Source organism: Micromonospora chalcea (assembly GCF_028768405.1).
Classification (GTDB): Bacteria; Actinomycetota; Actinomycetes; order Mycobacteriales; family Micromonosporaceae; genus Micromonospora; species Micromonospora chalcea.
The window spans coordinates 2,318,567-2,332,770 of record NZ_CP118233.1; the positions used below are offsets into that span (position 1 = coordinate 2,318,567).

1 protein-coding gene is annotated in these 14,204 nt (G+C 75.7%); it reads right to left on the reverse strand.

Going from position 1 to position 14,204, the window contains the following annotated elements; all coding sequences use genetic code 11:
• Window positions 1–38: 38 nt before the first annotated feature.
• On the reverse strand, window positions 39–14,171 hold the full coding sequence (locus PVK74_RS10325) for a type I polyketide synthase (RefSeq protein ID WP_274478939.1): 14,133 nt from the start codon (window positions 14,169–14,171) through the stop codon (window positions 39–41).
• Window positions 14,172–14,204: the final 33 nt, after the last annotated feature.

Here is a 14,204-nt window from a genome sequence, read left to right on the forward strand (position 1 = left end):
ACTCCTTGTGTTGACCCGTCGTCGCAGCAGCGATCACGTCAGGACATCCCCAGCTCGCGGTCGATGAAGTCGAAGACCTCGTCCGGCGTCGCGTCCTGGAGCTTCTCGGCGACGGTGTCGCCGTCCGCCGGGGCGTCGGCCTCGTTGAGGGAGGCCAGCAGCGCCCGCAGCCGTTCGGTGATCCGAATCCGGGCGCTGCGGTCCGGCGCCGAGCCGGAGAGTGCCGCTTCCAACCTGTCCAGCTCACCGAAGACCGGTGCGACCCCGGCCACGCCGCCGTCGACGATCGCGGCCCGCACGTATTCGGCCAGCCCGGCGGCGGTCGGGTAGTCGAAGACCACGGTGGCGGGCAGCCGCACGCCGGTCGCCGCGGTGAGCCGGTTACGCAGCTCCACGGCGGTCAGCGAGTCGAAGCCGAGTTCGCGGAACGCCCGGTCCGGCTCGACGGCGTCCATCGAGGCGTGCCCGAGCACCGCGGCGGCCTGCCCGCGTACCAGCTCCAGCAGGGTCTTGCGTCGTTCGGCGTCGGTCTGCCCGGCGAGCAGGGCGGCGAGGGACTCCGCGGAGACGCCGGTGTCCTCGGCCCGCTCGGCGACGGCCCGCCGTGCCTCGGCCACACCCGCGATGAGCGGGCTGGGCCGCACGGCCACGAAGCCGGGCACGTAGCGGGCCCAGTCGATCTCGGTCACCATCGTCGTCGGCTCGCCCCGCGCGACGCACTGGGCGAGCGCCGTGAGCGCGAGCGCGGTGTCGAGGCGGGCCACGCCGGTACGCCGGCGGCGCTCCTCGACGGCCTGGTCGGTGGCGGCCATCCCGCCGGCCGCCCAGGGGCCCCAGGCGACCGAGGTGGCCGGCAGGCCCTGGCGGTGCCGCTGCTCGGCGAGCGCGTCGAGGTAGGCGTTGGCGGCGGCGTAGCTGCCCTGACCGGCGGCGCCGAGCTGGCCGGCCATCGCGGAGAACAGCACGAACGCGCGCAGTTCCCGCCCGAGGGTGAGCTCGTGCAGGTGCAGGGCGCCGAGCACCTTGGGTCGCAGGACGGTGGTGAGCCGGTCGGGGGTGAGCCCGTCGAGCACCCCGTCCTCCAGCACGCCGGCGGCGTGCACGACGGTGGTCAGCGGCGCGTCGGCGGGCACCTCGTCGAGCAGCTTGGCCAGCGCGGCCCGGTCGGCCACGTCGCAGGCCGCGACGGTCACCCGGGTGCCCGCCCCGGTCAGCTCACGGACGAGTGCCGTGGCGCCGGGGGCGTCCGCGCCGCGGCGGCTGACGAGCATCAGGTGCTCGGCGCCCCGGGCGGCCAGCCAGCGGGCCACCTCCGCGCCGAGCGCGCCGGTGCCGCCGGTGACCAGCGTCGTGCCCGGGTAGCCGGCGTCATCGGCGGGCGCCTCGCCGCCGGGTGCCCGCACCAGCCGGCGTACCAGGATGGTGGCGCCGTCGACCGCGAGCTGGTCCTCGCCGTCGAGGCCGGCGAGGGCGGCGCAGAGCAGGTCCCAGCCGTGGTCGTCCAGGGTGGCCGGTACGTCGACCAGGCCGCCCCACCGCTCGGGGTGTTCGAGGGCCACGACCCGGCCGAGGCCCCAGAGCAGCGACTGCTCCGGGCGGCCGGCGGTGCCGCCCCGGGTGGTGCCGGCGGCGCCCCGGGTGACGCACCACAGCGGCGCGGCGACGTCGAGGTCCCCGAGCGCCTGGATCAGCGCCAGCGACCGGGCGAGGAACGGCGGCACCGGCTGGGTGTCGTCGACCGCGCCGTCGGCGAGGGCGAGCAGGGACAGCACCCCGTCGACCGGGGCCGTTCCGCCGTCGGAGGTACGGGTCACACCGCTCAGGTGCGCGGTGAGGGCGGCCCGGTCGGTCAGGTTCTCCGGCAGCGACACCAGCCGGACGTCGGCGCCCCGGCGGGACAGTTCGGCGACGGCGGCCTCGCCCTCCTCCGGGTGCCGCGCGTCGGCGATCACCCACCAGGCGCCGGGGAGGAAGCTGACGGGCGTGCCGGTGTACGGCTGCCAGACGCTGCGGTAGCGCAGGTCGTCCAGGGCGGACCGGCTGCGCTGCCGGCGTCGCCAGGAGGCGAGCACGGGCAGGGCCCCGCCCAGCCGTTCCAGGGATTCCGTCGCGTCCTGCTCGGTGAGTTCCGCGAGCGCGGCCAGGTCCTCGCGTTCGACGGCCGCCCAGAACGCGGAGTCGACGCCGCTCGGGGTCTCCTCGGCGCCGTCCTGCCCGGTCACGGCGGTGGGCCAGAAGCGGCTGCGGTCGAAGGCGTACGTGGGCAGTGCCACCACGTCGGTCTCGGCGAGGACGGCCGTCAGGTCGACGGGCAGGCCGATCGCGTGGGCGGTGGCGAGGTTCGTCAGCAGCCGCGTCGGGTCGTCGTCACCGCGGCGCAGGCTGCCCAGCGTGTGCCCGGTGACGCCGGCGTCGTCCAGGATCGCCGTCACCGGCATCGTCAGCACCGGATGCGGTGAGATCTCGACGAACGTCGTGTGACCCGCCTCGACGGCCACCCGGACGGCGGCCTCGAACTGGACGGTCTGCCGCAGGTTGTCGTACCAGTAGCCGGCGTCCATCGAGGACGGGTCGACCCAGTCCCCCGTCAACGTCGAGACGAGCCGAGTGTGCCCCGGCTGCGGGCTCACGTCGGCCAGGTCCGCGCGCAACCGCTCCGCGACGTCCTGCACCGCCGCCGAGTGCGACGCGTAGTCCACCGGAATCAACCGCGCCCGCACCCCGTCGGCCTGACACGCCGCCACCAGATCCGCGACCGGTTGCGGCGGACCCGACACCACCACCGTCGACGGACCGTTCACCGCCGCCACCCCGACACCCGGGAACGCCGGCAGCCGCTCGGCCACCGCCTCCGCCGACAGGTCCACCGACGCCATCGTCCCGGTGCCCCGCAGCGCGGTCAGGGCCCGGGAGCGCAACGCCACCGCCTTCGCCGCGTCCTCCAGGGAGAGAATCCCCGCCACGCACGCCGCGCCGATCTCGCCCTGCGAGTGACCGACCACCGCCGCCGGAACCACACCCGCGTGCTGCCACACGGCGGCGAGGGCGACGCCGACGGCCCACAGCACCGGCTGCACGACCTCGACCCGCTCCAGCCACGACTCGTCGTCACCGGTCAACACCGCAACGAGGTCCACATCGAGGTACGGGGCCAGGGCCCGCTGACAATCCGCCAGACGCGCGTCGAACACCGGCGTCCGACCCACCAGACCGGCCGCCATCCGCGCCGACTGCGCACCCTGACCCGGGAACACGAACACCGCACTCGTCCCGACGGCCGTACCCGTGACCAGGTTCCCCGCCGGCGCACCAGCCGCCAGGGCGTCCAGCCCCGCCAGCAACTCCTCCGTGCTCGACCCGACCACAGCCGCCCGCTGGTCGAACGTCGACCGGGTGGCGGCGAGAGACCAGCCCACCGCCGCCGCGTCGAGGTCGGCGTGCGCGCGGACGTGCCGGGCCAGGCGAGCGGCCTGACCGGCCAGCGCGCCCTTCGACCGCCCCGACACCGTCCAGACGACGACGTCGGAGGCCACGAGCCCCGGGCTGCGATCCTCGGCGGCCTCGCCGTCGGGCTCCACGCTCTCGGCGGGGAGGTCCTCGGGCAGTTCGATGATGACGTGGGCGTTGGTGCCGGAGATGCCGAACGACGACACCGCCGACCGGCGCGCCCGGTCCACGGCCGGCCACGGCCGCGACTCGATCGCCAGCTCGACGGCCCCGGAGGTCCAGTCGATGTGCGGCGACGGCTCGTCCACGTGCAGCGTCGCCGGTACCACGCCCTCCCGCATCGCCAGCACCATCTTGATCACACCGGCGACGCCGGCGGCGGCCTGGGTGTGGCCGATGTTCGACTTGACCGAGCCGAGCAGCAGCGGCTCGTCGCGCTCCTGCCCGTACGTGGCGAGCAGGGCCTGCGCCTCGATCGGGTCACCGAGCGTGGTGCCGGTGCCGTGCGCCTCGACCACGTCCACGTCGGCCGCGGAGAGCCGCGCCGAGGCCAGCGCCTGCCGGATCACCCGCTGCTGCGAGGGACCGTTCGGGGCGGTCAGCCCGTTCGAGGCGCCGTCCTGGTTGACGGCACTGCCCCGCACGATCGCCAGCACCTCGTGACCGTTGCGCCGCGCGTCCGACAACCGCTCCACCAGCAGCACGCCCACACCCTCGCCCCAGCCCGTGCCATCCGCACCCGCCGCGAACGCCTTGCACCGGCCGTCGGCCGCCAGGCCCCGCTGCCGGGAGAACTCCACGAACAGCCCGGGCGTCGCCATCACGGTCACGCCGCCGGCGAGGGCCAGGTCGCACTCGCCACGCCGCAGCGACTGCACCGCCAGGTGCAACGCCACAAGCGACGACGAACACGCCGTGTCCACCGACACCGCCGGCCCCTCCAACCCCAACGCGTACGCCACCCGACCCGACACCACACTCGCGGCGTTGCCCGTTCCCGCGAAGCCCTCCACCTCGTCCCCCGCCACCATCAGCAGGGCCCCATAGTCCTGACCATTCGTGCCCACGAACACCCCTGTTCGCGAACCCCGCAGAACCCCAGGCTCAACCCCTGCCCGCTCGACCGCCTCCCACGAAACCTCCAGCAACAACCGCTGCTGCGGGTCCATGGCCAACGCCTCGCGGGGGGAAATCCCGAAGAAACCGGCATCAAACTCCGCCGCCTCGTAGAGGAAGGCGCCGCTGCGGACGTAGGAGGTGCCGGTGGAATAGGGGTCGGGGTCGTAGAGGCGCTCGACGTCCCAACCCCGATCGCCGGGGAGGTCCGACACGGCGTCGCGGCCGGCGTGCAGCATCTGCCAGAACCGCTCGGGATCGTTGGCCCCGCCGGGGAAGCGGCAGGACATGGCCACGATGGCCACCGGCTCGTCGTCGCCGAACGCCACCGGGGCGGCCTCGACGGCCACGGCGGCCTCCCCGCCCAGTTCCTCGTGCAGGTGCCGGGCGAGCGCGGTCGGCGACGGGTAGTCGAAGACCAGGGTCACCGGCAGCCGCAGCGAGGTGGCGGTGGCGAGCCGGTTGCGCAGTTCCACCGCGGTCACCGAGTCGAAGCCGAGGTCGCGGAACGCGTGGTGCGGGTCGACGGCCTGGCCGTCGGCGTACCTGAGGACCGTGGCCGCCTGGTCGCGGACCAGGTCGAGCAGCGCCTGCTGGCGCTCGGCGGCGCTCATCCGGGTGAACGCGCCGGCCGGGCCGGCCTCGTCGGTCTCCTTCGTCTCGGCCAGTCCCTTGGTGGCCTGCAACCGCTGCGCCTCGGGGATCTCCGAGATCAGCGGGCCGGGCCGGGTGGCGGTGAACGCGACGAAGAACCGCTCCCAGGCGATGTTCGAGATGGTCAGGAACGTCTCGTCGTGCTCGACGGCCTGGTGCAGGGCCGCGACGGCGAGCCGCGGCGGCATCTCGGGTGCGCCGTGGCGGTGCAGCATCCGGCCGAACTCGCCGTCGGCCATGCCGCCGCCGCCCCAGGCGCCCCAACCGATGGAGGTGGCGGGCAGGCCGAGGGCGCGGCGGTGCTCGGCGAGGGCGTTGAGGAACGCGTTGCCGGGGGCGTAGTTGCCCACGCCGGAGCTGCCGACGGTGCCGGCCATCGACGAGAACAGGATGAACGCGTCGAGGTCCAGCTCGCGGGTCAGCTCGTGCAGGTTCAGTGCGGCGGTGACCTTCGCGCTGAGCGCGTAGTCGACCTGGTCCAGCGTCAGCGAGTTGATCACCGAGTCGTCGAGCACGGCTGCGGTGTGCACGACTGTGGTCAGCGGGTGCTCGGACGGCAGGTCGGCGAGGACGGCGGCGAGCGCCGAGCGGTCGGCGGCGTCGCAGGCGGCGACGGTGACCCGGGCGCCCAGTGCGACCAGTTCGGCCTCGAGGTCGGCGATGCCCTCGGCCTGCCGGCCGCGCCGGCTCACCAGCACCAGGTGGGCGGCGCCGTTGGCGGCGAGCCAGCGGGCCATGTGCCCGCCGAGCGCGCCGGTGCCGCCGGTGACCAGGGCGGTGCCGGAGGGCCGCCAGGCGCGCGGGGCGGGCGTGTCGCCGAGCGGGGCGTGCAGCAGTCGCCGGCCGAACACGCCGGCCCACCGCAGCGCGACCTGGTCCTCCCCGTCGGCACCGGCGAGGACGCGCACGAGCCGGCGGCCGGCCGCGTCGTCGAGCTCGTCGGGCAGGTCCACGAGGCCGCCCCAGCGGTCCGGGTGCTCCAGCGCGGCGACCCGGCCGAAGCCCCAGGTGAGCTGCTGGAGCGGGTGCGGCAGCGGGTCGGCCGGGCCGGTCGCGACGGCACCCCGGGTGAGGCACCACAGGGGCGCGCGGACGCCGGCGTCGCCGAGCGCCTGCACGAGGGTGACGGTGCCGGCGAAGCCGACCGGCACGGACGGGTACGCCGGGGCGGGCGTCTCGTCGAGCGGCAGCAGCGACACGATCCCGGCGGGGCGGGGGCCGCCGTCGGCGAGGTCGCGCAGCCGGGCGGCGAGCGCCGCGCGGTCCGTGCGGTCGGCGTCCAGCGCCAGCGGTACGACGGTGCCGCCATGGCGCCGCAACGCCTCGGCGCAGAAGCCGGCCTCGGCCGCGCCGGTGTCGTCGGGGCCGGTCAGCAGCCACCAGGTGCCGGTGACGGCCGGCTCGCCGGAGGCGTCGGGGGCGACGGGCGTCCAACTGTCCCGGTACCGCCACGAGTCCACGGTGGCCTGGTCGCGGTGCCGGCGACGCCAGGCGGCGAGCACCGGCAGCACGTCGGCGAACGCCGTCTCCGGGACGGGCCCCGGCTCGGTCGTGGCGGAGAGTTCGGCCGTGAGCGCGGTCAGGTCCTCCGCCTCGACGGCCGCCCAGAACCGGGCGTCGACCTCGTCGTCGGCCACGGCACCGGCGGTCCCGACCGCGGGGGCGGGCGCGGTCGACGGCTGCGGCCAGTAGAGCTGCCGCTGGAACGGGTACGTGGGCAGGTCGAGGCGACGCCCGGCGAGGCCGGCGAAGGCGGGCCGCCAGTCCACGGCCGTACCTCCGGCCCAGACCTCGGCCAGGGCGCGCAGGAAGCGGCCGAGGCCGCCCTCGCCCCGGCGCAGGCTGCCGGTGACGGTGACCGCGTCCGGGTCGGCGGCGGCCAGCTCGACGCTCTCCTGCGTGGCCATCGTCAGCACGGGGTGGGCGCTGACCTCGACGAAGGTCTGGTAGCCGGCGGCGACGAGGCTGCGTACCGCTTCGTCGAAGCGGACGGTCTGCCGCAGGTTGCGGTACCAGTAGTCGGCGTCGAGGGCGGCGGTGTCGAGCCAGTCCCCCTCGACGGTGGAGCGGAACCGGACCTCGCCGGTGCGGGGCCGCAGCCCGGCGAGCAGTTCCAGGAGCTGCTCGCGCAGTTGCTCGACGTGGGCGGAGTGGGAGGCGTAGTCCACGGGGACGCGGCGCACCCGCACCTCGTGGGACTCGTAGTGGGCGACGAGCTCGTCGAGGGCGGCGCCGTCGCCGGAGACCACGACGGAGGTGGGTCCGTTGACGGCGGCCAGGGCGATGCGGCCGGCCCAGCGGGCGATCGTCGCGGTGGCCTCGTCGGCGGTGGTGGCGACCGAGACCATGCCGCCGTCCCCGGCGATGCCGGCGATGATCCGGCTGCGCAGCGCGACCACGGCCGCCGCGTCGTCGAGGGTGAGGCCACCGGCGACGTACGCGGCGGCGATCTCCCCCTGGGAGTGGCCGACGACGGCTCCGGGGCGCACCCCGTACGACTCCCAGAGCGCGGCGAGCGAGACGCTGACCGCGAACAGGGTGGGCTGCACGACGTCGACGCGCTCCAGCGACGGGGCGTCGGGCGCGCCGCGCACCACGTCGGTCGGTGACCAGTCGACGTACGGGCGCAGCGCCTCGGCGCAGGCGGCGAACGTCTCCGCGAAGACGGGGGCGGTGTCGAGCAGCTCGGCGGCCATCCCGGCCCACTGCGATCCCTGGCCCGGGAAGACGAACGCGACCTCGCCCGGCGTGCCGGGGGCGCGGGTGACGGTCTGCGGGCCGGGCCGGCCGGCGGCGAGCGCGTCGAGGGACGCGGCCAGGTCGTCGCGGTCGGCGGCGAAGACGACGGCCCGGTGGTCGTGGGCGGCGCGGGTGGCGGCCAGCGACCAGCCGACGTCGGCGAGCGCGTCGTCGTCCACTGTGCCGAGGTGCTCGCGCAGGTCCCGGGTGCGGGCGGTGAGGGCGTCGACGGTGCGCCCGGAGAGCACCCAGGGCAGCTCCCCGGTCGGCACGTCGGCCGCCGGTCCGGGCTCCGGCTCGTCGGCGGGGGCCTGTTCGAGGATGGTGTGCACGTTGGTGCCGCTGATCCCGAACGAGGAGACGGCGGCGCGGCGTACCCCGTCGGCCGGCTCCCACGGCCGGGCGGAGGTGAGCAGCTCGACGCTGCCGCCGGTCCAGTCGACGTGCGGGGTGGGCTCGTCCACGTGCAGCGTGGGCGGCAGCACCCCGTGCCGCATCGCCAGCACCATCTTCATCACCCCGGCCACACCCGCCGCCGCCTGGGTGTGCCCGATGTTCGACTTGATCGAGCCGAGCCACAACGGCCGGTCGGCGGGCCGGTCCTGGCCGTACGTGGCGATGAGGGCCTGCGCCTCGATCGGGTCGCCGAGGGTGGTGCCGGTGCCGTGCGCCTCGACGGCGTCCACCTGCTCGGCGGTGAGTCCGGCGTTCGCGAGGGCCTGCCGGATCACCCGCTGCTGGGCGGGGCCGTTGGGGGCGGTGAGGCCGTTGGAGGCGCCGTCCTGGTTGACGGCGCTGCCGCGCAGCACGGCGAGGACCGGGTTGCCGTCGCGGCGGGCGTCGGAGAGCCGCTGGAGTACCAGCAGGCCGACGCCCTCGCCCCAGCCGGTGCCGTCCGCGGCTCCGGCGAACGGCTTGCACCGGCCGTCGGCGGCGAGACCGCGCTGGCGGGAGAAGCCGACGAAGATGCCGGGGGTGGCCATCACGGTGGCGCCGCCGGCCAGGGCCAGGTCGCACTCCCCCGTCTGCAGGGCCTGCGCGGCCAGGTGCATCGCGACCAGCGACGACGAGCAGGCCGTGTCGACGGTGACGGCCGGGCCGTGCAGCCCGAAGGTGTACGCCAGCCGGCCGGAGATGACGCTGGCGGAGGTGCCGGTGGCGAGGTAGTTCTCGTCGACGTCCCCGGTGGCCATCAGCAGCGAGCCGTAGTCCTGGCCGTTGGTGCCGACGTACACGCCGGTGCGGCTGCCGCGCAGGGCGGTCGGGTCGATCCGGGCCCGCTCGAACGCCTCCCAGGTGGTCTCCAGCAGCAGCCGCTGCTGCGGGTCCATGGCGAGGGCCTCGCGGGGGCTGATGCCGAAGAACGCCGGGTCGAACTCGCCGGCACCGGCGACGAAGCCGCCCTCCCGGACGTAGCTGGTACCGAGGTGCTCGGGGTCGGGGTGGTACAGCTCGGCGAGGTTCCAGCCGCGCTCGCCGGGCATCAGGCTCAGCGCGTCGGTGCCGGTGGCCAGCAGGTCCCAGAGCTGCTCGGGCGAGGTGACCCCGCCGGGGAAGCGGCAGCTCATGGCGACGATGGCGATCGGTTCGCGGTCACGGCCGGTGCCGTCGGCGACCACCTCGCCGGTGGTGTGCCCGGCGGTGAGGCCGTGCAGGTGGGCGGCGAGTTCGGCGACCGTGGGGTGGTCGAAGACCAGCGTGGCGGGCAGGGTCATACCGGTCTCGGCGGTCAGCCGGTTGCGCAGCTCGACGGCGGTGAGCGAGTCGAAGCCGAGGTCACGGAAGGTGCGCTCGGGCAGCGGCCGCCCGGCCGGGTAGCCGAGCACGACGGCAGCCTGGGTGCGTACGAGGTCGGCGAGCTGCGGCAGGGACCGGCCGACCACCACGGCGCGGACGGGACCGGTGGGCACGGCGGGCACCCCGGGCAGGGCGGCGATCAGTGGCGTGGGCCGGCCCCAGGACGCGGCGAGGCGTCCCCAGTCGACGGCAGCGACGGTGACCGCCGGCTCGGCGGTGTTGACCAGCCGGCCGAGGGCGGTGACGGCCTCGGCGGCGGGGAGCGCGTCGACCCCGCCCCGGGCGAGCCGGGCGGTCAGGGCGGCGGCCATGCCGTCCTCAGCCCAGGCGCCCCAGGCGATGGCGGTGGCGGGCAGGCCCTGGTCGCGTCGCCAGGCCGCGAACGCGTCGAGATAGGCGTTGGCCGCCGCGTAGTTGCCCTGCCCGGCACTGCCGATGACGCCGGCGAGGGAGGAGAAGAGCACGAACGCGTCGAGGTCGCGGTGGGCGGTGGCCTCGTGCAGGACCCGGGCGGCGCGGACCTTGCCGTCGAGGACGGCCTGCATCCGGGTCAGGTCGAGCCCGTCGAGGACGCCGTCGTCGATCACGCCGGCGGTGTGCACGACGGCGGTCAGCTCCGGCAGCCCGGAGACCAGAGCCTCGACGGCGGCCCGGTCGGTGACGTCGCACCCCACCACCCGCACCGCACCCAACTCGGCCACCAACTCCGCCGCACCCGGCGCCCCCGGACCCCGCCGCGAGGCGAGGACCACCTCACCGGCCCCGTTCGCCAGCAACCACCGCGCCACATGCCGACCCAACGCACCCGTACCACCGGTCACCAGCACCGTCCCGGCAGGCCGCCAACCCACACCCACCGGCGGCACGGCCGGCACCAGCCGCCGGCCGAGGACGCCCTGGGGGCGGATCGCCACCTGGTCGTGCCCGGCGTCGGCGAGGACGGCGAGCAGCGCGTCGGCCGTGGCGCGGTCGGCGCGGGCGGGCAGGTCGACCAGGCCGCCCCAGCGGTCCGGCTGTTCGAGGGCGACGACCCGCCCGAGGCCCCAGGCCAGGGCGGCCCACGGGTCGGTGAGGGTCTCGCCGGCCCCGGCGCGCACGGCGCCCCGGGTGAGGCACCAGAGCCGGCCGGGCAGGCCCGCGTCGGCGAGCGCCTGGGTGAGGGTGAGCAGCAGCGCGGCGCCGACGGAGACGGCCGGGGCGTCCGGCAGCGCCCGGTCGGTCGCGGGCAGCACGCAGAGCACGCCGGCCCAGCCCTGCTCGCCGTGGCCGCGCAGCAGCCCGGTCAGCTCGGCGCGATCGACGCCCGGGGCGACGGTCAGGGTGTCGACGTGGGCGCCGGCACCGGTCAACGTGCCGGCCACCCCGGCGTCGTCGTTGTCGGCGGTGACGACGAGCCAGCGGCCGGTCAGCGCCGGAACGGCGGCGGGGCGTACGGGTTCCCACTCGACCCGGTAGGTCCAGCCGTCCACCACGGCGTCGCGCTGCCGGGCCCGCCGCCACGACGACAGCACCGGTACGGCCGGGGCGAGCGCCTCCACTGCCGCGGGATCGTCCTGCACGGCCAGGTGGGCGGCGACCCCGGTCAGGTCGCCACGCTCCACGGCCGCCCAGAAGTCCCCCTCGGCGGCGTCACCCGGCACGGCCGTCACGGCGGTGCCGCCGACCTCGGGCCAGTAGCGCTGGTGCTGGAAGGCGTACGTGGGCAGGTCCACGCGGCGCGCGCCGGTGTCGGCGAACCACTGCCGCCAGTCGACCGCCACCCCGCGCACGTGCAACTCGGCCAGCCCGGCCAGCAGCCCGTGCGCCTCGGGCCGGTCCGCGCGCTGCGCGGCGACGGCCAGCACGGCGTCGTCGGCGGGCAGGATGTCGGCCGCCATCGCGGTCAGTACGCTGCGCGGGCCGATCTCCAGGAACGTGTCCGCCCCGGCGGCGCGCAGCGCGGCGACCCCGTCGGCGAAGCGGACGGCCTCGCGGACGTGGCGCACCCAGTAGTCGGGCGTGCGGATCTCGTCGGCGTCGGCCAGTGCCCCGGTCACGTTCGACACGACCGGCAGCGACGGCGCGGCGAAGGTGAGCTTGTCGAGCACCGCGCGGAACCGGGCGAGCATCGGCTCCATCAACGGACTGTGGAACGCGTGGCTGACGGTGAGGCGGCGGACGCGTACGCCCCGCTCACGCCAGACCCGCTCCACCTCGTCGAGGGCCTCGACGGCACCGGAGACCACGACGGCCTGCGGACCATTGACCGCCGCGATCCCCACGCCGGCCAGCCCGTCCAGCGTGGCCGCCACGTCGGCCTCGGTGGCCGCGACGGCCAGCATCCCACCCCCGGCGGGCAGCGCCTGCATCAACCGGCCCCGCGCCGCCACCAGCGCGCAGGCGTGCTCCAGCGACAGCACCCCCGCCACGTACGCAGCCGTGACCTCGCCGATCGAGTGGCCGCCGACCAGGTCGGGGGCGACGCCGAAGGACTCGACGAGACGGAACAGCGCCACCTCGACGGCGAACAGACCGGCCTGCGTGAACACGGTCTGGTCCAGCAGGTCGGCGTCGGCCGAGCCCTCGGCGGCGAAGAGCACCTCACGCAGCGGGCGCGGCAGGGCTCTGTCCAGGTGCCCGCACGCCTCGTCGAGGGCGGCGGCGAAGACCGGGAACTCGGCGTACAGCTCCCGGCCCATGCCGGCGCGCTGCGCGCCCTGGCCGGAGAAGAGCACCGCGAGCTGGCCGCGCGGCACCCCGGCACCGAGCACGACCGTACCGGCCGGTTCCCCGGCGGCGAGGGCGCGCAGCCCCGCGAGCAGGTCGTCGCGGCCGGTCGCGGACAGCACGGCCCGACGGTCCAGGGTGGAGCGGGAGGTGACCGACGAGAAGGCCACGTCGAGCGGGCGGAGGGTCTCGTCGGCGGCGAACCGGGCGGCCCAGCGGCCGGCCTGCGCGGCGAGCGCGGCGTCGGAGCGGGCGGAGAGCAGCACGGGGGCCACCGTGCGGGCCTGCGGCGTGGTCGGCTCGGCCTCGGCCTCGACCTCGGCGGGAGCCGGGGCCTGCTCGATGATGGTGTGCGCGTTGGTGCCGGAGACGCCGAACGACGACACGGCGGCCCGGCGCGGCCGCTCCACGGCCGGCCACGGCGTGACGGCGGTGGCGAGGGTGACGGCCCCGGCGGTCCAGTCGATCTGCGGCGACGGCTCGTCGACGTGCAGGGTGGGCGGCACGACGCCGTGCCGCATCGCCATCACCATCTTGATCACACCGGCCACGCCGGCGGCTGCCTGGGTGTGCCCGATGTTCGACTTCACCGACCCGAGCAGCAGCGGCGCGGCCTCGTCGCGGTCCTGCCCGTACGTGGCCAGCAGCGCCTGCGCCTCGATCGGGTCGCCGAGCCGGGTGCCCGTGCCGTGCGCCTCCACCACGTCGACCTGCTCGGGCGTGAGCCGGGCGTTGCCGAGGGCCTGGCGGATGACCCGCACCTGGGAGGGGCCGTGCGGGGCGCTGAGCCCGTTGGACGCGCCGTCGGAGTTGACCGCGCTGCCGCGTACCACGGCGAGCACCGGGTAGCCGTGCCGCTGCGCGTCGGAGAGCCGGGTGAGCAGCAGCATGCCGATGCCCTCGGACCACGAGGTGCCGTCCGCGCCGGCGGCGAACGCCTTGCACCGCCCGTCGGCGGCGAGACCGCGCTGCCGGCTGAAGCCGACGAAGACCGCCGGGGTGGGCATCACCGTCACGCCGCCCGCCAGGGCCAGCTCGCAGTCGCCGTTGCGCAGGGCCTGCGCGGCCAGGTGGATAGCGACGAGCGAGGACGAGCAGGCGGTGTCGACCGTGACCGCCGGCCCCTCCAGCCCGAGGGTGTACGCGACGCGGCCGGAGATGACACTGGTGGCGTTGCCGGTGAGCAGGTGACCCTCGCCGTTCTCGGCCTGCGCCATCATGCCGTCGTAGCCGTGCGACGAGGCCCCGACGAAGACGCCGGTACGGCTGCCCCGGACGGCCGGCAGCGGCAGCCCGGCCCGCTCGAACGCCTCCCAGGAGGTCTCCAGCAGCAGCCGCTGCTGCGGGTCCATGGCGAGGGCCTCGCGGGGCGAGATGCCGAACAGGTCGGCGTCGAAGTCGGCGGCGGAGTAGACGAAGCCGCCCTCGCGCACGTAACTGGTGCCCGGGTGGTCGGGATCGGGGTGGAAGAGGTTCTCCAGGTCCCAGCCCCGGTCGGCGGGGAACGGCCCGATCCCGTCGCCGCCGTCGTGCACGAGCTGCCACAGCGCCTCGGGGCTGTCGACGCCGCCCGGGTAGCGGCAGCTCATCGCCACGATGGCGATGGGCTCGGAGTCCCGGCTCTCCAGCTCGCGCAGCCGACGCCGGGTACGCCGCAGCTCCGAGGTCGTACGCTTCAGGTACTCGACGTACCTCTCGTCCTCGTTGCTCACCGTGGACCTACCTCACTCGGCATGCCGATGTCG